This window comes from Aeribacillus sp. FSL K6-1121, from assembly GCF_038003725.1.
GTDB lineage: Bacteria > Bacillota > Bacilli > Bacillales > Aeribacillaceae > Aeribacillus > Aeribacillus composti.
The window spans coordinates 1,936,241-1,954,754 of sequence record NZ_JBBOPS010000001.1; the positions used below are offsets into that span (position 1 = coordinate 1,936,241).

Annotated in this window: 15 protein-coding genes, 1 pseudogene and 1 riboswitch; of the genes and pseudogenes, 4 read left to right on the top strand and 12 right to left on the bottom strand. The window is 39.0% G+C overall.

Features of this window, described 5'->3' with window-relative positions; genetic code table 11:
• Positions 1 to 380: 380 nt before the first annotated feature.
• The 3 genes from NSQ61_RS09425 to NSQ61_RS09435 all read right to left on the bottom strand — a co-directional run bounded on the left by NSQ61_RS09425 (position 381) and on the right by NSQ61_RS09435 (position 2,744).
• Positions 381 to 689: a hypothetical protein gene (locus NSQ61_RS09425; RefSeq protein WP_063386406.1), complete on the bottom strand. Its 309-nt coding sequence runs from the start codon at positions 687 to 689 to the stop codon at positions 381 to 383.
• 66 nt (positions 690 to 755) lie between these two features.
• A complete protein-coding gene (locus tag NSQ61_RS09430; RefSeq protein WP_063386407.1) occupies positions 756 to 1,046 on the bottom strand; it encodes a hypothetical protein in 291 nt (96 codons plus the stop codon).
• Positions 1,047 to 1,472: 426 nt separating this feature from the next.
• Complete coding sequence (locus NSQ61_RS09435; protein ID WP_063386409.1) at positions 1,473 to 2,744, bottom strand: methyl-accepting chemotaxis protein; 1,272 nt, start codon at positions 2,742 to 2,744, stop codon at positions 1,473 to 1,475.
• A 515-nt stretch (positions 2,745 to 3,259) separates the two neighbouring features.
• Positions 3,260 to 3,348: riboswitch (cyclic di-GMP riboswitch) on the bottom strand.
• 834 nt (positions 3,349 to 4,182) lie between these two features.
• Between NSQ61_RS09435 and NSQ61_RS09440 the strand changes: the two are divergent.
• Positions 4,183 to 4,299: pseudogene (locus NSQ61_RS09440) on the top strand (ATP-binding cassette domain-containing protein); the annotation flags it as partial.
• A gap of 85 nt (positions 4,300 to 4,384) precedes the next feature.
• On the opposite strand, the gene NSQ61_RS09445 reads toward NSQ61_RS09440, so the two are convergent.
• Complete coding sequence (locus NSQ61_RS09445; RefSeq protein WP_063386410.1) at positions 4,385 to 4,579, bottom strand: hypothetical protein; 195 nt, start codon at positions 4,577 to 4,579, stop codon at positions 4,385 to 4,387.
• 578 nt (positions 4,580 to 5,157) lie between these two features.
• Here NSQ61_RS09445 and NSQ61_RS09450 point away from each other — a divergent pair.
• On the top strand, positions 5,158 to 6,201 hold the full coding sequence (locus tag NSQ61_RS09450; protein ID WP_144597521.1) for an LLM class flavin-dependent oxidoreductase: 1,044 nt from the start codon (positions 5,158 to 5,160) through the stop codon (positions 6,199 to 6,201).
• A 65-nt stretch (positions 6,202 to 6,266) separates the two neighbouring features.
• Here NSQ61_RS09450 and NSQ61_RS09455 read toward each other — a convergent pair whose 3' ends face one another.
• From NSQ61_RS09455 to NSQ61_RS09465, 3 genes are read right to left on the bottom strand one after another with little or no spacing between them, the layout of a single operon-like run.
• Entirely contained in the window at positions 6,267 to 6,647 is a 381-nt protein-coding gene (locus NSQ61_RS09455; protein WP_066249966.1) for a VOC family protein, read from the bottom strand.
• Positions 6,640 to 7,101 carry an SRPBCC family protein gene (locus tag NSQ61_RS09460; RefSeq protein WP_066249963.1) on the bottom strand — a complete coding sequence of 154 codons (462 nt, stop codon included), beginning with the start codon at positions 7,099 to 7,101 and terminating at the stop codon, positions 6,640 to 6,642. The genes NSQ61_RS09455 and NSQ61_RS09460 overlap by 8 nt, the downstream gene beginning before the upstream one ends.
• Positions 7,086 to 7,253 carry a hypothetical protein gene (locus NSQ61_RS09465; protein WP_235600397.1) on the bottom strand — a complete coding sequence of 56 codons (168 nt, stop codon included), beginning with the start codon at positions 7,251 to 7,253 and terminating at the stop codon, positions 7,086 to 7,088. The genes NSQ61_RS09460 and NSQ61_RS09465 overlap by 16 nt, the downstream gene beginning before the upstream one ends.
• Positions 7,254 to 8,533: 1,280 nt before the next feature.
• On the opposite strand from NSQ61_RS09465, the gene NSQ61_RS09470 reads away from it, so the two are divergent.
• Positions 8,534 to 9,397 carry an SDR family oxidoreductase gene (locus NSQ61_RS09470; protein ID WP_063386414.1) on the top strand — a complete coding sequence of 288 codons (864 nt, stop codon included), beginning with the start codon at positions 8,534 to 8,536 and terminating at the stop codon, positions 9,395 to 9,397.
• Positions 9,398 to 9,709: 312 nt separating this feature from the next.
• Here the strand turns inward: NSQ61_RS09470 and NSQ61_RS09475 are convergent, their stop codons facing one another.
• Positions 9,710 to 10,225, bottom strand: a complete 516-nt coding sequence (locus NSQ61_RS09475) for an OsmC family protein (RefSeq protein WP_063386415.1) — start codon at positions 10,223 to 10,225, stop codon at positions 9,710 to 9,712.
• Between the two features lie 738 nt (positions 10,226 to 10,963).
• On the opposite strand from NSQ61_RS09475, the gene NSQ61_RS09480 reads away from it, so the two are divergent.
• Positions 10,964 to 11,248, top strand: a complete 285-nt coding sequence (locus tag NSQ61_RS09480) for a hypothetical protein (protein WP_133309160.1) — start codon at positions 10,964 to 10,966, stop codon at positions 11,246 to 11,248.
• 587 nt (positions 11,249 to 11,835) lie between these two features.
• Here NSQ61_RS09480 and NSQ61_RS09485 read toward each other — a convergent pair.
• From NSQ61_RS09485 to NSQ61_RS09500, 4 genes are all read right to left on the bottom strand, one after another.
• Entirely contained in the window at positions 11,836 to 13,314 is a 1,479-nt protein-coding gene (locus tag NSQ61_RS09485; RefSeq protein WP_066249948.1) for an aldehyde dehydrogenase family protein, read from the bottom strand.
• A gap of 1,119 nt (positions 13,315 to 14,433) precedes the next feature.
• The gene (locus NSQ61_RS09490; protein WP_066249945.1) at positions 14,434 to 15,993 is read right to left on the bottom strand and encodes a BCCT family transporter; all 1,560 of its coding nucleotides are present in this window, start codon (positions 15,991 to 15,993) and stop codon (positions 14,434 to 14,436) included.
• A 78-nt stretch (positions 15,994 to 16,071) separates the two neighbouring features.
• Complete coding sequence (locus tag NSQ61_RS09495; RefSeq protein ID WP_066249942.1) at positions 16,072 to 17,268, bottom strand: iron-containing alcohol dehydrogenase; 1,197 nt, start codon at positions 17,266 to 17,268, stop codon at positions 16,072 to 16,074.
• A gap of 59 nt (positions 17,269 to 17,327) precedes the next feature.
• On the bottom strand, positions 17,328 to 18,485 hold the full coding sequence (locus NSQ61_RS09500) for a Zn-dependent alcohol dehydrogenase (protein ID WP_066249939.1): 1,158 nt from the start codon (positions 18,483 to 18,485) through the stop codon (positions 17,328 to 17,330).
• Positions 18,486 to 18,514: the final 29 nt, after the last annotated feature.

The window sequence follows — 18,514 nt, forward strand, 5'->3', positions numbered from 1 at the left end:
TCTACATATGCTGCTTTAATCAAGAAAAACGTGCCAGTGCTTTTTGCTGAAGGGATAAAAAAATTTAATTTACAAAATCTTTAAACTTTCACTGCATCCATACAGCAGCTTTCTTTTCCAATCTTCTCGATCATTTACGTGCTCACCATTTTATAACTAGATCGTAACCCGGGCTGAATTCAAATAAAGGAAGATGCTTTACAGTCTTACAATTTTTTGCATTTTCACATTTTTTTAAAACGTACCGTCCCTATCATCATAACAGTTTCAGAAATGATCAAATGCTAAAATAAATCCCAAACGATAAAACTTAAAAAACTAGGTTACCTGTCATGTTTCCCTTTAAAAAAATGAAGGAAAGTAAAATCTCCTTTATTATTTTACCTTCCCCATACATTAGGATGTAACAAATTGACTCTTGAAGAACCGTCACGGTTCAGCTTTTTATACTTGTTTGTTGTCTCCAATAATTTACGTAAAGCAAACTCAAACTCTTCGTGCGATAATTGCTTAGTAGCCAATAAATAGTAAAGAACGGCAAATGCAATGGGTATCGTATCAACTTGAATATTTACATCAACATTTACATCTGAATTACCGCTCGAATCAATGGAAGATTTATTTGATTGAGGGCTTTGAGTAGAAGCATTCCGTAACCAAGAGAACTCTCCTTTATCTAAATGTTCCATAACATTCTCACCCTATATTATAGGTGGGACAAAAAAGACATCTCACCCACATTTAATTATGCTCAATTAATCTCTTTGCTCTTGGTTTTGATCTTGATCAGATTCTGCTTTCGACCGAACTTTTGCATCTGAATCGGAATCAACATGAATATCAATTTCCACTTTTGAGTTGCCGCTATTATTTACTTTTGCAATATTTGTGTTACGATCAATATTTTTTAATTTATTCTCTAATTCGTTGTCCGTATCCACATCAACGTCACTTTTAAAATCTACATCAGCTTTTGCCTTTGCGTTCGCACGTTTTTCTGAATCGGAGCGTCTATTCTCTTCTTTGTCTGGATACCATACACTCATTCGTTTCACCACCTTTCTTGCTTTTGTCAATATTGTATTCATAATGAAATAATTTACTGGTCAAATATTCTAGTGAAAACATGGATTTTTTTCAAAAAGATGCGGCGGGAAAGTTAGAAAGGTCGAAATAAACGAATCACTCATGCAGAACGGCACGAATGGAATTTTTGGAGGCAAGGTGCTGGGCGATACGGAAAAGATTTCACAACATCATAAATGAGCATTCAAAAGCTGAAGTTCAAAATTCTGAAGTCCATAAAATCAGCTGAGGCAACGATTCTTTCATTGCCTAAATATTTGTTTTATATTCATTCTCAGATTTATTTGAATCATCTCGAAGGTTTATATTCTATAAACTACGGTATAACAACAGACGGCAGCATCCGGAATGCTTATGTTCTATAAAATGGGGCTGTATTCCCCATTTTATAGTTTGAATTTATGAACTAATTCTTGCATTCCTTCTGCCATTGTTGCAAGCATTTTTGCTGAAGAAGTTATTTCCTCCATCGAAGCTAATTGTTCCTCTGTAGACGCTGCTACTTGTTCGGATGTTGCTGCGTTTTCTTTTGCTATTGTTGTAAGTTCATCCGCTGTAGATGTTATTTCTTCTACTTCCGCTGAGACTTGTTGAGCAATTGAAGAAATATCCTCAATTTGCGGTGCAATATCCTTCATATTTTGGACGATTTGAGCAAATTTTTCAGATGTTTCCTTCGTGATCTCAAGACCATTTTCGACGTTATGTGTTACTTCTGTCATAGCTTTAACAGAGTTTTCTGTATCGCTTTGGATTTTTAAGATTAAATCTGCTATTTGCTTTGCTGATGCCTGAGATTGTTCAGCTAGTTTCCGCACTTCATCGGCTACGACCGCAAAACCATTTCCATGCTCTCCCGCTCTTGCTGCTTCAATTGCCGCATTTAAAGAGAGAAGATTCGTTTGATCGGCAATTCCACTAATTACATCAAGAATTTTACTAATTTCTTTTGAACGTTCATATAAAGACTTAACCATGCTATCAGTCTCTTTAACCAATTTATAGATTGAATTCATTTGGTCAACTGTACGTACAACGGAACCTTCACCATCTTCAGCTTGCTCAGTAGTTTGTTTTGCAAGCTCTGCAACCTGATTAGAACTATCTGCAACACGGATAACCCCTTGTGCAATTTCTTCTAAAGAAGCAGCATTTCGTTCTATTCCATTCGTCTGTGTTTCAGCTCCGCTTGCTACTTGTTGAATGACAGAAGCAACTTGTTCCGTTGCAACTGTTGTCTGATCGGCACTTGCTGTTAATTCTTCAGAAGATGCAGCTACTTGTTCTGCAGTGTTTCTTACTTCCCCAACAACATTTCTCAAGTTTAAAATCATTTCATTCATTGATTGAACTAATTGACCAATCTCATCTTTTGATTTTGTTTCAAGCAGCTTTGCAGACAAATCTCCTTCTGCCACCATTTTCATACGATCTACTACTTGGAAAATTGGTTTTACAATCCGATTCGAAAGAACAATCGCAATCGTCAAGCTGACAAGAACAGAAATAATAATAACAGTTAGCACAAATGTATTTCCTGTTCCTGTTCCATCTGCAGTTAAATGTCCAAGTTGATTTAAACCAAAAATTGCTGCGGTAGTAAATAATAAAATAACAACGACAAATCCACTAATAATCTTTAATCGCAGACTTTTCATTATTGTCCTCCTTACACCGTTTTATTTTAGTAATTTTTACCAATTTCAAACAAAACTGAATCAATTGGATAATTTTGTGATTTAACAAAAAATTTTTTTATAGTTTTGGGGAATAGTAGGTGTAGGGTTGGAGTTGCTCTTCGTTGATGTCGATTACTTCTTTTAATGCATGAAATATTTCCTACATCTACTTCCTTAACTATTACTACCACTAATTTGTTTGATCAGTAGATGAAATTCCGGGAAGACGTTGAAGTAAATCAATTTCAGGAATATTCCCTGGGAAATTCATACTCCCTTTTGACACAGAGGGTTTAGAACGACTGAGATGTTTTTGCAATGGGCCATTAGAATGAACTTTGCCAAATATGTATTTTTATTTTACTCCATCACCAAGCCTCCTTTCCTATGTCAAAATAAAAAAACTGCCCTTAAAAATTCTAAAGAGGGCAGTTGAATAGACAATACATCCGCTAATAACCTTCTTAAAAAGAATCAAAACCATTCTTTATAGGAAGGGCAGCTGGCTGGCATGTCTATCAAAATAGATTTAGCCCCTTTAGCTTTGCGTCCTACCCTTTCGAGTAGTTTGCCGAAACAAAATTATATTTTTGTAGAAATTTGTAGGAATTTATCAAATAATATCTCTTACTTAATTGTATAACAAATTTTATAGTGAAAATGGTATAGTTAAAATGAACTATTTTTAAAATCGATAGGTAAAAAGTTTTAATTGAATACATGACAATCGACCTGTTAATCACAAGAAATTTAGGATCAATTGATTAGTAACAAGCCAACGTGTAATAGTCAGCTTCTTGATTTCTTTATTGGTGAAGACAAAAGACCTATGGAAGGCAGTAAATTTTTCAATTTATTCTCTACATGACAGAAGCTATGACACAAAGCCAACCACTTTTAATAAAAAACAATACAAAAAGCGGACGAAGAAAACTTGTTCTTTTTCTTCCGTCCGCTTTATTTTTGTGGCTTATCGGGTAAAGCTTTTCCAGAATATTGATGATTTACATACAGACGGGGAATGACCTCTGATTATGGACTTATTTTTGTACCACTTAAAATAGAAAAATATACTCTGTTTAAGAAAAGAAAGGCAGAGAAAAATGGAACATAAATTTTTGCCTTAACCTTAAGCTTGGTACAGTTATGAATTTTAATCTATACAGGGCATATCCCAATAGAATAAGATGTCTTTCTACATCAGGAATAGTTAAAATAGTTGGACATTTTTTTAATGAAAAGCATGTAGCTGCTCTTTGAAAAGAAATAAGAAGGGCTCTTCGATGCTTTAACTTATTTCCAATGGTGACGAAATGGCTGGTACAGATAAAGCCCTCAACAATTCCTAGGAAGCCGCTCGTAAAACTGCGGAGAATTATTTTAAAAAAGTTGATTTTAGCTGAAAAAAATGAACTATTACCCAAGTCAACTTTCCGGAGGACAACAACAGCGCGTGGCAATTGCACAAGAGCTTGCTATGGAACCAAAAGCGATGTTATATGATGAATCGACATCTGCCTTTGATCCCGAATTACATCTTGCAATCTGCGGATAAAAAAAGCCGCCTTAAAGTCATTCTAAAATGACCGTTTAAGACAGCTCGTCGAAAAAATTTTCGTTTACCAATAGTACGGATAACCGCCATAAAATCCTCCGTAATACGGCGGATAAAACGGATATGGCCGCGGTCCTACCAGTGCACTACCTAAAAAGCCGCCGAGCAAGCCGCCAAAAAACGGCGCACCGAAGAAAAAGGGGTTCCGCCCTCCGAAGAAAAAGGGTCTCCTTCCGAAAAATTGACGTTCCGGGTACATTTTCCATACCTCCCGTTGTAACAATTTACATCTCAATATTTTTTATGCATTCGCCACGGCTTTGGTATGGGCATATGTTGGATATCCGGCAAACGTCAAGATTTATTTTAAATAGATGGAAGAAAGAATCCCTCCGCTCTCAGCATTCTAAAGAAGCCTCTATGAAGATACGTCATGATTTTTGGGTTCCGCAAAATGCCCGTTTCCGGGAGAAAAATGCTTTTGGATAATAGACAGGCGTTATTCCCAGTCTGGAAGCGAACAACGGATATGAAAAGCACCGTGCGGTTTTCCCGCTCCGCTAATGAATCAAAAACGTTGGGACAGCGACAAAACACACCAGCATTCCCTCTCCATAAGCGAATTAGGGAAAAATCTTGGGGCATCTCGTCTTCCCTGTCAGCTAAATTTTTCTTACGATAAAATTGTCCGAAACGAACTTCCCATCCATAGCAAAACACCCTTGAGGAAAGGCGATTGCTGCCTTAAGCCCTTTTTATTGCCTAGCTTCGAATAAATAAGGTAAGATAAATCTAACATCGGTATGAACGAACAGTAATCAAAGGAGGGGCCAACGGATGGAAATCGGCATTTACACATTTGGAGAACGGACGGTTGATCCGGAAACCGGTCAATTGATCAGCCCGGGGGAACGGCTGCAAAACTTGATGGAGGAAATTGAACTAGCCGATCAAGTCGGACTGGATGTGTTCGGCATTGGCGAACATCATCGTCCCGACTACACCGTATCGGCTCCAGCGGTAGTGCTGGCCGCTGCCGGGACCCGCACCAAACGCATTCGGTTGACCAGTGCAGTAAACGTCTTAAGCTCTGACGATCCGGTGAGGGTGTTTCAACAATTTGCCACCTTGGACCTGCTCACTCAAGGCCGCGCTGAAATCATGGTCGGCCGCGGTTCGTTTATCGAATCCTTTCCCCTTTTTGGCTACGACCTGAAAGATTATGACGAGCTTTTTGAAGAAAAGCTTGATCTGCTGCTCAAGCTGCGAGAATCCGAACGGGTCACATGGGCGGGAAAGCATCGTCCGTCGCTGGACAATCTAGGGATCTATCCGCGGCCCCTGCAAAATCCGCTTCCGGTTTGGATAGCCGTTGGAGGAACCCCGGAGTCGGCCGTCCGTGCAGGCATGCTCGGTCTTCCGATGGCACTGGGCATCATCGGTGGTCTGCCCGAACGGTTCGCGCCCTTTGCTCAATTACACCGGGAGGCAGCGCAAAAGGCGGGGCACGAAACGCCACACCTCAGTATCAATTCACATGGTTTTCTCGCCGATTCGTCGCAGGAAGCAGCTGACATTGCATTTCCAGCGTTTAAAACGATGATGGATCGGCTGGGACGGGAACGCGGTTGGCCGCCATTGACCCGGGAGCAGTTCGAATTCTCTCTTTCCTTACGGGGCGCCAATTTTGTCGGCAGCCCTGAGCAGGTGATCGAAAAAATCTTGTTCCAGCATGAAATTTTCGGCCACGATCGCTTCCTTCTGCAATTGACCGTCGGCACGCTGCCGCACAAAAAAGTGTTGCGTGCCATCGAACTGCTGGGTACTAAAGTGGCACCGGCCGTCAAGCGGGAAATTGCCCGCACAAATCGGAAACCGTAACCGATATCCACTAAAAGAAGCTAGCAGCAAGAAAAGGTTTCGGCTGGGCAACAACGGGTGCTGAATCAATTTAATCGGTGGACCATTTCATACTTGTTTCCGCAAGGATCCTGAAAATAAACCGCATAATAAGTCGGACTGATCGGGAACTGCCAGGGACCGCTGTCGATGGTGCCCCCATATCGAACAACAAGCTCTGCAATCCGGTCCACCTCCTCCCGGTCATGCGCCCAAAACCCGATCAAATTCTCGTTTGGCTTATGATTGGGATCTTCCGTGATAGCGAAATAAGGAACGCTCGGAAGCTCTCCCTCCGCTGCAAACACTTTCCATTTTTCCGAATGGAAAGTGCGGGTAAAACCCAATGCAGGAAGAAGATTCTCATAAAACGTGCGCACTTTCTCCCATGAATTTACTCTTAAATCGATATGACTGTATCTATTCATTGCGCCCCTCCAAATAATTTTTAATTTGCTCCAGCTTGTCTGCCCAGAAGCGTCTCATCAATTCTCTTACATAGACATCATCCAGCATTTCCTGATGGATGGCGATCGTCGTTTTGCCCGAATCCGTGGGCAGCAAATACAATTGAAGCCGGGAAGGCTTTTCCCATTCCGGAAGTTTCCATTTCATGCGGAGCTTTCGAAATGGCAAAACTACCGTAAGTTTCCCGCAGATACCTTCCTTAGATTTAAATTCGTAACCCTTTTGCAGTCGAAACTCGGAGACGTCCCCGATCCATAAGAGCAAGCCATGCGGCGAAGTCAAATAGTCCCAAACCTTTTCCTTCTCCACCTTTATCGTTTTTCGGACGCCGATTTGAACGCCCGCATCTTTGGTGACACCAACAGGAATCCTGCCGAGCAGCTGTCCATACTTGACGGTCAGCCATTCCCCCATTCATCCGACACCTGAAATTGTTCGCATATGTGCTCCTTCATATGTTCGTGAGACCAAGAAGGATCCACAGCCTGTTTCAAGGTGGCAACCCATTCTTCCCAGGTAATTCCCGTCGCATCCTGAACAGCCTGTCGAAAAACGGCCCCTGGCATTTTCATTCCTCCCCTCTTTTCAGTGAAAAAAGAAACACGATAGGATCAAAATCTTTTTGACGGCATCCTGAGCGGCATGGATACTGCACGACAGGTTGTACTTCGCAACTATGCAAATAAGTCAGTTGGATGAGGCCGTTCATTTGTATTGGATGCAGCCAGCTTTTTCGTCATTATTTGAGGATAATCACTCTATTAAATGATCAAACCTTTTTCTTTCCATCAGACAAAATGAACGAACGGATGCTCTGCATTTCTGCCATCACCAACCTCAAGGGACAAAGAGTCCAAGTAGGAATCGTAGCCCCTTCAAACTTCACAAAATATACAGAATCAGGATTATCGAGATAGACTTATAACTCATGACAAAGAGAACCGATAGAAATCCTTGCCCCTGCAAACTTCGTAAAAACAAATCAGAATCATCGAAATAGACTTATAGCATACGACATTGAGAACCAATGGAAATCCTCACTCCAACTAACTTCGTAAAATAAACCGAATCAGGATTATCGAAATAGACATGTAACTCACCACAAAAAGGGCAAGTGGCAATCGGCTCCCCTGTAAACTTCGTAAAACCGGATCAGGTTTATCTAGAAGATCTATAACTTACGATTTTGAAAGACTTCCATCGATTTGTCGCTTTCAGCTATATTTTCAGTAAAGCTCCCCGTTTCAATACCTCCACCGATTTCAATATGGATCGGCAATCTGATGTTGAGCCCTCTCCTTCAAAAAATTTTATGAATTGCTCACCTACATTTTAACAGAAGATTCAGAATATTAAACCGTTGTTTTGGAGTATTTTTTCCTCAATTTAAGAACTTACCCCAGATCCCCTGTCCTTATGTGAATGTAACAAAAACTGTTTAAGAGGACAAAAAATCTCTATCATATATAAAAAACACACGAAGCATCATAGGTTTATCTAGTTTAGGGAAAGAGAAAATAACTTTTTCATGAGTTGAACAACAGCGGCAAACTATTAAAAAGCTAAAAAGAGGAGTTGACTTGTAAAAATTTTGATTGCACGGCCTTATCTATGATAGGCGCGACAAAATGATAGGACGCGTTCACCTTGTTTAGCAGCACAGGCATAAGATTTGATTTACATTTCTGATACAATTATAATGGTGGGCAAGAATGGCCGAAATACATAATAAACAGTCATTCCTCAATCCAGTCTTTAATTGCGGCCGCCTTCGTTTATTTTTGGCTTCCGCCACCTAGATGATGTTATTTATTAAAAAATCTTTAGAAAAAAAGGAGAAATGTTTATGTCAATTGCGGTTACAGGTGCTACTGGTCAACTCGGTGGGCTTGTGATTCAACATTTGCTCAAAAAAGTTCCCGCCAGTCAAATCATTGCCATCGTGCGTAATGTTGAAAAAGCCTCCACTCTTGCCGATCAAGGCGTGGAAGTTCGCCATGGCGACTATAATCAACCGGAATCTCTTCAAAAGGCTTTTGCAGGTGTCTCCAAGCTGCTCTTTATCTCAGGTCCGGATTCTGATAATACGCTTCGTATCGTTCAACATGCAAATGTCGTAAAAGCTGCCAGAGATGCTGGAGTCAAACATATTGCTTACACAGGATATGCCTTTGCTGAGGAGTCAATAATTCCCCTTGCACACGTTCATTTAGCAACGGAATATGCCATCCGTACGACCAATATCCCGTATACTTTCCTGCGTAATGCCTTATATACGGACTTTTTTGTAAATGAGGGGCTGCGCGCATCCATAGAGTCTGGAGCAATTGTTACGAATGCGGGAAGCGGGATCGTTAATTCAGTAACACGCAATGAACTTGCTTTGGCTGCCGCAACGGTTCTTACAGAGGAAGGGCATGAAAACAAAACGTATAACCTTGTTTCCAATCAACCTTGGACCTTTGATGAACTTGCCCAAATTCTCTCCGAGGTTTCCGGCAAAAAAGTCGTGCATCAGCCTGTCTCATTCGAAGAAGAGAAAAATTTCCTCGTAAACGCTGGTGTCCCTGAGCCGTTTGCTGAAATTACGGCAGCGATCTATGACGCGATTTCCAAAGGAGAAGCGTCCAAAACATCAGATGATCTGCAAAAACTGATCGGATCCTTGACCCCTCTGAAGGAAACCGTAAAACAAGCCCTGAAAATGTAAGAATTGACCAAATGACATAAAATGAAAAAACAGAACATCCAATGACTGCAAACTCGTGACTTGCTTTATCTTAGTTCGAAAATAAGCCCTGTCACGCAGACAGACATTAACAGCCTGAGACCTAAAATTACATAAGGACTCAGGCTGTTTTATTTCTTTTGATCACGTTGGCGGATTTAAAAACGAAACGAGAGTATATCATCGCGTCTGCTGATTAAAACGTATAGAGAGGAATTTTTAATGATTCCGACTAGGCTCGAGTAAAAAAGTTTTTGCATAAAACACTGTAAAACAACAATTTTATTGCTTGATTTATATTTTTTCAACAGAACCAGTTATATCAACACCGTTCACAACCGTTTCAATCATTGGAGACAGTTCATGCGCTAGCTGACGCAGTTCTTCTAATTGTTCGATCGATGCGTCAGATTTTACTTTTACCTTATAACGAATATTTGTGTAGCCAGGCCTTATTGATTTATCTAAACCAAAATACCCTCTTAAGTCAAGGTCACCTTCTGTTTCGATTATCACATCACTAAAATCAATTCCTCTTTTTGCAGCTTGGGTGACAAAACCTATTGAAAAACAAGTAGCAATCGAAGCAAGCAACAATTCGACCGGATCTGCAGCTGAATCTGTTCCACCTAAGCTTGCAGGCTCATCAGTATGCAGTACAAAATCTCGTGCTGTCGTTTTAGAAACTGCTCCTCCTTGCCATTCAGTTGTCGTTTTGAAGGTCACTTTCCCCTTTTCAGGATCATTATTTACATCTTTAATAAATTGATCAAATGCACCTATATTCACTTGAAAGCAGCTTTTTGCCATGCTTAATCTCCCCTATTCATATAATTCATATAATTTTAGTTTTATTTAGTATACCATCCTATTATTATTTGTCAAATTTATTTATGTGTAACTACCTTCAGCAAAAGTGTCTTTATCAATGATGAAGAAAATAAACTGTATTGGGCTGAAGCCTTCCAAAAATTAATCGAGCATTTTGTTGAATTCTTAAAAATGTCGGAAGCACCGGTAGATGGTATTCTTCCAAACTGCATCATGCATATTCACCTAATTCACAACGGAAAGTTTTTAGATAAACTTATATGTGATCGTACCCTGCTTCAAAAAAAAGTTGACTTCAAAATATTATAAATTAATGAAAAAAATTACTTTTTTCCATTTACTAACTCAAAATTCTACCTTTATAATTTAATGAATAAATTCTATTGCTCTTTCGCCGTTTCACCTGTATATGCTGTAGAACCTCTAGTGGCTGATGATTTAAAAAGCAAGTTAAGGGGAGATAGAAATTGACAAAAAAGCATGACTATCAAACTCTGTACAAAAAGTTTATCGGCAGCGGGTTGCCTACCTAGTATTCTTTAGAAGAAATTCTGGAATTTCTTCAATCCACTTATAAAGCCAAAGAAATTCCTCTTAGAGATTTCTTAAAACTAGACCCGAGTGTTGAAAATAGAAAGAATATTTTGAAAGTGTTTGTCATCGATGATGAAACCATACTAAATTCTATTTATTCTGATGCTGAAAAAAGAACATTTAGTGCAAATTCAAGAAAATCAGAAAGCGCCCGATGATTTAGATTTGTATCTGGAAAGTGAGCATCAAAGCATCAAAATGTGGAATGATATCCAAGAAGGAAAAAGAATTAATATCATTGTTTATAGGAAAAAATTCAAAAACACTGTGAGTTACTTTACCATACAAGGGGTATGCCGGCATTTAGTAAAAGAAACAGGTATCCTTTTGGGTGTGGAAAACACAGACTTGTACAATCCGGAATTCCAAGAATATTTAGAGTTACTTCAAGAACTAAATAAAATTTAGTAATACTGCTTCAAATGGTTAGCCATTGCTAACCATTTGAAGCAATTTTTTTGATGAAAATGGGCGGAAATATTTAAAGCAAAGCGTTGTCCGTGGAAGAACTCAATTATCGAACGAAAAAAGAATCTGTTTTCTATAGAAGTGTACGAACAGACAAGACATATTTTAGTACAATGATTGCGTAGTATGTAACCAAAGGAAAAGCTTTTCGAACAGTTGTGATGGGCAATAAGCTAGCTAATATTGAAACAAATTCAGGAACCTCCTCAAGACACCTCTGACTGAGACTGAAAATCGAAGGTGGAAACGAACTCGTAAAAGCCGTTCATGGATCTTACGAAGCCTGCGGAAAAGCGAAGATGGGACAAAATAGTTTCCCAGAATTAAACTTGATGTTCTCGATCATCGTAACTGAAGGCGGGTGTGATGTCTTTTTCGAGAAATTAAGTATTTATTGCGTTGCAATCATGAATGAAATAATTCCTAAATTAAGCTTGTCAAAAGAAAACCCTTTTGCAGCATGTGCAATATTTCGCACATGATACAAAAGGGTATAAATTGTTAGAATATGTCATGATGAAGAAGCATTATGAAAATGGATATTGACGAGGTTGTTTTTGAACTGAAACCCATTTAACAGTTGTAAATTCATCAATAGCCCATTCGCCGCAGTAACGTCCTAAACCCGAATATTTTTCTCCGCCAAACGGAACATTCGGTTCTACATTGATCGATTGATCGTTTACGTGAATCATACCTGTTTTAATTTTTCTTGCTACATGAATGCCTCGTTCCAATGAGCCAGAGAATACAGCCCCACTTAATCCAAACGGAGTTCCATTTGCCACTTCAATAGCTTCTTCTTCACTATCAACAGGAATGATGACCGCTATTGGGGCAAACACTTCATTTTGCGCAACTGTCATGTCATTTGTCACATCCCCTAAAATATATGGATAAATTAAGTTTCCTTCCACTTTTCCTTCATGAATTAATGTTGCACCTTCTTTAAGTGTTTGTTCTACTAACTGAATTGCTCGATCCACTTGTTTTTTATTAATAATAGGGCCAATAACTGTGCCATCTTCGGACGGATCCCCAACTTTTATGGCCTTAGTGGCTTCTTTGAATTTTTCAACAAATGGTTTATACAATTTTCGATCGATGATAATCCGATTGATCGCAATACATATTTGACCTGAATGCATATATTTTCCAAATGCTGCTGCAGATACCGCTTGATCAACATCGGCATCGTCAAGTACGATGAAGGCGTTATTTCCACCTAATTCAAGTGCAGGTTTTTTCAGATTTTTCACAGCTAAAGCCCCGACATGCTGTCCTGCTTTTGTTGACCCTGTGAAAGAAATTACTTCAGGAATTGGATGCTCAACAAAATAATCACCAATTTCTTCAAGATCAGCCACTGTTACATTTAACACCCCTTGCGGAAGCCCGGCTTCTTCAAAAATTTCCGCAATAATGAGTCCGCCTGAAATTGGTGTTTGAGAATCTGGTTTTAGTACTACACCATTTCCTGTTGCAATAGCCGGTGCAACAACACGAATGGTTAAATAGAATGGCCAGTTCCAAGGTGTAATCGCTCCTACTACTCCAATTGGGTCACGATAAACACGGTTTTCTTTCCCTGGAATGAGAGATTCACGAATCGAGCCTTCCATTTGTAACGGATATTTTGCTGCTTCTTTCACATCCGCAATGGCGCAATCCACCTCAACATTTGCTTTTAACTTTGTACTCCCGGATTCTTTCACGAGAATTTCCACAATTTCTTCTCTTTTTTCCTCGATGAGCTGTGCAACTTTTTCTAAAACACGAATACGTTCATATGCGGAAGTTTGTCCCCAGCTCTTTTGCTCTTTTTGTGCAGTTTCGTACGCTTCATTGATATCTCCTTTACTTGCATAGTTAAAGGTGACAAGCACTTCGTTATTATATGGATTTGTCACAACACATTCTCTATTGCTGGAACCATGTTTCCACACACCGCCAATAGGCATTTTATTCCATAGAGAAAATTTTTCAACCGCTTTTACTCCAGACATCGAATACTCCTCCTTATTTTTAAACATTTTAAATAGTTAGAATAGAAAGCCCAATATAACGCAATTTCTCAACAACTTCATCCCCTTCATGCATAAGACGCCAGGAGTATAATAGAATAATTGAGCGCGAACGATTAAACCAATATGACAAATCCAAAAACTTTAGTATGGACTTAAACTTCTTCATCTTTCAGATCATCAATCACGATCGTATCAATTTTGAAAGGCTCTTCTATTTCATACGTAAGAGCATACATTCCCCTCCTAACAAAAAAATAAAATGTAAACGCTTTCCATAAATTTAATATAAATTCGTGATATTTGTTTTAAAAATTTTATTATCTTATCTTTAAATTTTTGTTTTTCATTTATTTTCTTTTAGAGTCAAAGTCGAGGAATACGTGTCTCTGAGAACGATCATATGGTTAAGTCCTTGTATCTTTCTAATGCATGATTTGGATGAAGCCGCTTGGGATATCAAAAAAAGGCTAACACATTTTATAAAAAGGGCTGTACCGAATGGCTGAGTTGTCGTTTTATCTTTGCTTTTTTAAAGAAAGGATATTAAAAATGGAGGAAAGTTTGTAAAACATGAAGAAATATATAATTGGAGAAACTTCAAGTGATGGCTTCATCATGATTTTTAGGGGCTGTCTTAGAAAGTCAAATGGCCATTGAAAACAAAAAATCATAAACACCGATATATCAACGTTTCTAAAGCATTAATGGGGGCGTCAATAAGCCGTAAAAACGACTTATTAGACACCCCCCCCTATATCAGTGCTTTTATCAACCTAAAACTCATTTTTTTCAGTATTTATTTTGCATATCTGCTTATGCCTATAACATAGTTTCGTATGGTTAATAAACAAACTCTAAAATTGCAACATGGGAAAAGCTTCATCATTATATGATTTTTAAATCTTTCATTCTTTTTTACTGTCATTAAATGACACTTTCACCATTATACCTTTTGACATGATATTGCAACTTTTGTCAATAAAATGGACCAAACCAAGGATTTTTTTAAAACAATTGGATAAATGATAGCTGATTCTTTTCTTAATTTATCCTTCTTGATAAGGTAGGCATGCCGTCTGTTTTAAAGCGGTATATCAATTAGAGCACTTTTTCTTTTCTTTGTTCGTTTTCATATTCTTTACCTTCCATCGTTATATCATATTTTTCCGGAGAACGCGCCACTTTAATTAACGCAAATACAACAAGCAGCTCAAGTATAATTGCCGGTATTCCTCCTAGATTTGATAGCATTTTAATTCCATCAATCTTTGCAAAGCTGATCATAATCCAACCGATCGTACCGACTGAAAGCCCCCATATAACTTTGATCATCAAGCTTGGCTCAGGACTTTCTGGAGAAATTCCAGTAGAGCTAATACCGCCCATTGCCGAAATATTTGAATCAGCTGCTGTTACAAAAGAAATGAAGACAATGAATAAATAGAACGGAATAATGATGCTTGACAAAGGTACATCAGCCAAAACAGCGTATAACACTGATTCAGGACCTTTATCCGCTAAAATACTACCAAGAGTGCCTTCTGTCATCTGCTTATGAATCGATGTTCCTCCAAAAATTGTCATCCATAAGCCACCAAATAAAGCAGGAAAAGCAAAATTCACAAGAATAAATGCTTTAACCGTATAACCGTATGAAATTCTCCCTAAAAACAGCGCTGTAATTGCAGCCCATGCAAACCAGTTTGCCCAGTAAAATACCGTCCACCATTGCGGCCAAGGATCTCCTGCTGCCGCTCCTGTAAATAAGCTTTTATCAAAAAAATTTGCTAAATACGTTCCAAAAGATTCTGTTCCTAAATTAAGAATATAAGCAGTTGGACCAGTGACAAACATAAAGAGAATAATAACAATATAAACTTTCATGTTGATATCAGATAAAATACGAATTCCTTTCATAAGTCCAGTAGATGCGGAAACAATAAATGTAATCATTACTACAAGTGAGATAACTGCCCAAAGAGATGGTGAACTTGCTATGTCAGTAAGATAATTGAGTCCCCCGGCTAAATTTAAAACACTCGTTCCCATTGCCGCTGCCATTCCAAGTGCTAATGTATACAGACATAGGGCATCAATCATATTTCCCCATCCGCCAAGCACCTTATTCCCAAACAAAGGTGTTAATGTTGAACTTAAGCTGAAAGGTTTTCTCATATTATAATACGCAAAAGCAAACATTAATGCTGGAACACAATAAATAGCATACGGTGTAAATGTCCAATGCAAATACATCGTTGACATCGCAAAAATCGCAGCTTCATCACTATTCGCTTTAATTCCGAGTGACTCAGGTGGTGACGTTATGTGATAAACAGGCTCAACAATTCCCCAGAACGTGACACCCGCAGCAATTGTTGTACATAGCGTAATCGCAATCCAGCTAGAAAGTTTCAACAATGGCTTTGCATTTTTTCCACCAATTCTCACATTTCCAAGTGGAGAAAAATAGATAGCGACCACAACAACTAACATCAACAAACCACTTAAACTAAACAACCATCCTATATTTTGAATAACCCAATTATTTGCATCTGTAGCCATCTTGATAAAAGCTTCTCTATTCGTAAAGCTCAAAATGGTAGCTGCAATTAAAAGCAAAAACGGCGGCCAAAATACAGAATGTCTTAAATTTTTCATAAAACTCCTCCTAAAATTAAATTGTAAAAACGATTCGCTACCGCATAAAAGTAAACGTTTACAATTCGAAGTGTTATTCTATGCTTGATGACTTACTTCTTTATTTGCACTTAAAATCTGTTCAGCAAATTGACGCAAATCTTTTTCTGTAGCTAAACGGCAATTATTCAACCGCATCGGTTCGTTTTCTGGTGAAAGCATTGTTTCTATAAACCTATCAACATCGCAAAGAGATAAACCTTCATCTTCGAGAGATTGTTTCAGTCCACTTATTTCCACTAATCGGCTAAACTCTTTTGCTCCTGCTAAAGCCAACTCTTTATTCGATAATCCTTGGCAGTCCACTCCAAGACAACGAGCAATTTTAGCGTGAATATCGACAGCTGATTCGACATTCCAAGAATACACCACATTAAGCGCGATTGCCACAGCACGACCGTGATGAATACGTCCAATCGTACCGAGTGCATGACCAATGCAATGGGCGATTCCTGTTCCTCCTTGCTCAATCGCCATACCAGCAAGAGTAGCAGCCAAAGCTAATTTCCCTCGAGCCTCCAGATCATCTGGAGTTTGCAACACCTTTTCAAAATTTTCTCCAATTAGTTGAATGGCTTGCAAACTAAATGCTTCAATAAAAGGATTAGAACGCTTTCCAGCACATGCTTCAATCGCATGAACAAGAGCATCTAACGTTGTAGCAGCTGTTAAAAATCTTGGCAAGGCAACTGTAAATGTCGGATCAACGATAGCTAAATCAGGGGCCATTTTTTCATCCCATCCCCATACTTTACGTTTATGCTCATCCGAGAAAACTACTGTACTTGTTACTTCCGCACCTGTACCAGATGTCGTTGGGATCATAATGGATTTTACTTGTTTTTTAGGAAACGGATTGGCCATTAATGCATAATGCATCGCCCCTTTCTCGCCGCCAGCAATAAGCGCCGCCATTTTTGCTACATCCATCGCTGATCCGCCACCAAGCCCTATAACACATTTAGCCCCAAATTGGCGTATTATATTGGCTGCTTCATCAATGGAGGCAGCTGTTGGATCACTTTGAACATCACTAAATACTTTTACAGCAATCTTTTCCCTTTCTAATGCTGAAACAACAAGGTCTGCCAATCCATTGTCGAGGATTCCCTTATCCGTGATTAGTACGGCTTTTGTATCTTGACTTATTGTTTTAACGTCTTTTCCAATTTGTAAATAACGCTCGACTCCATAAGCAATTTTCGTTTTCGGTATAAATTCAAATAGCTGATTCATTTCCCAGCCTCCTCACTTTTATTTGAAACTTGACCACTCCACAAGAGCGGCCAAGTTTATTATGGAATTCTTTCAAACGAAGTTTCTTCACGCTGTATAGGCGTGGAAGTAAATTCAATAACTGAACGTCCTACATTTATACAATTACAATCGTGAAAACTTTCGAGTGCCTCATTGATACGATCGAGTGTCATTCGTTTTAATATGAGTTCATCCAACATAAATTTTCCATCGAGATATAATTCGGAGATTCTTAAAAAATCTCGATACGGCTGAATATCTCCATAAAAGCTTCCTTTCAATATTTTCCCTGCTCTATGAAATCCTCCGGCCGGCAGATTCAAAGTCATCTCTGGATTAAATGCACCGACGACAACAATCGTTCCGCCTTTTCTTGTTCCTTTCCATGCTGTTTCAGTTGCCGATGTATGTCCTGAACAATCAATGGCATAATGAACGCCATAACCATTGGTAAACGATTTTAATGCTTCTTCCCCATTTTCTTTGCCTACATTTACCGTATGTGTGGCACCAAACTTTTTCGCAATTTCTAAGTTAGCATCTTTTACGTCGCACGCGATAATTTTTGATGCTCCAGCGATGCGAGCGCCTTGTATAGCGTTGATACCAACCCCACCTATGCCAAATACTGCTACTGTAGAACCAGGTGTAACTTTTGCCGCATTAACCGCAGCTCCATACCCAGTAGCAACCCCGCAGCCAATTAAAGAAGCTTGGGCAAATGGCATTTTGTCTGGAAGCTTGATGCATGACATTTCAGGAACGACAGCATATTCTGCAAAAGTCGATAATAAGGAGTAATGGTAAATAGGATTTCCATCTTTACTCAAACGAGACGTTCCATCCAGCAGCGTTCCGTTAAACATCGGTCCAAATGCTGATTCACATAAATGGACAGCACCTGTCACACAAAACTCGCACGTACCGCAATAAGGCATCCAACTTAATGCCACCTTATCCCCTGCTTGAACGTTCTTTACATTTGTCCCTACTTCTACTACGACACCTGCTCCTTCGTGTCCGAGAATAGCAGGAGTTGGGGTTGTATCATCATACAAGGCATTCAAGTCACTATGACAAACACCTGTTGCTTCTATTTTGACAAGTACCTCATTTGCTTTTGGGCTTGCCAAATCCACCGTTTGAATTTGCAGTGGTTTTCCTACCTCGGTCATCACCGCAGCCTTCATTTTCATTTTGTTCCCTCAATTCTTTAGATTTTCCA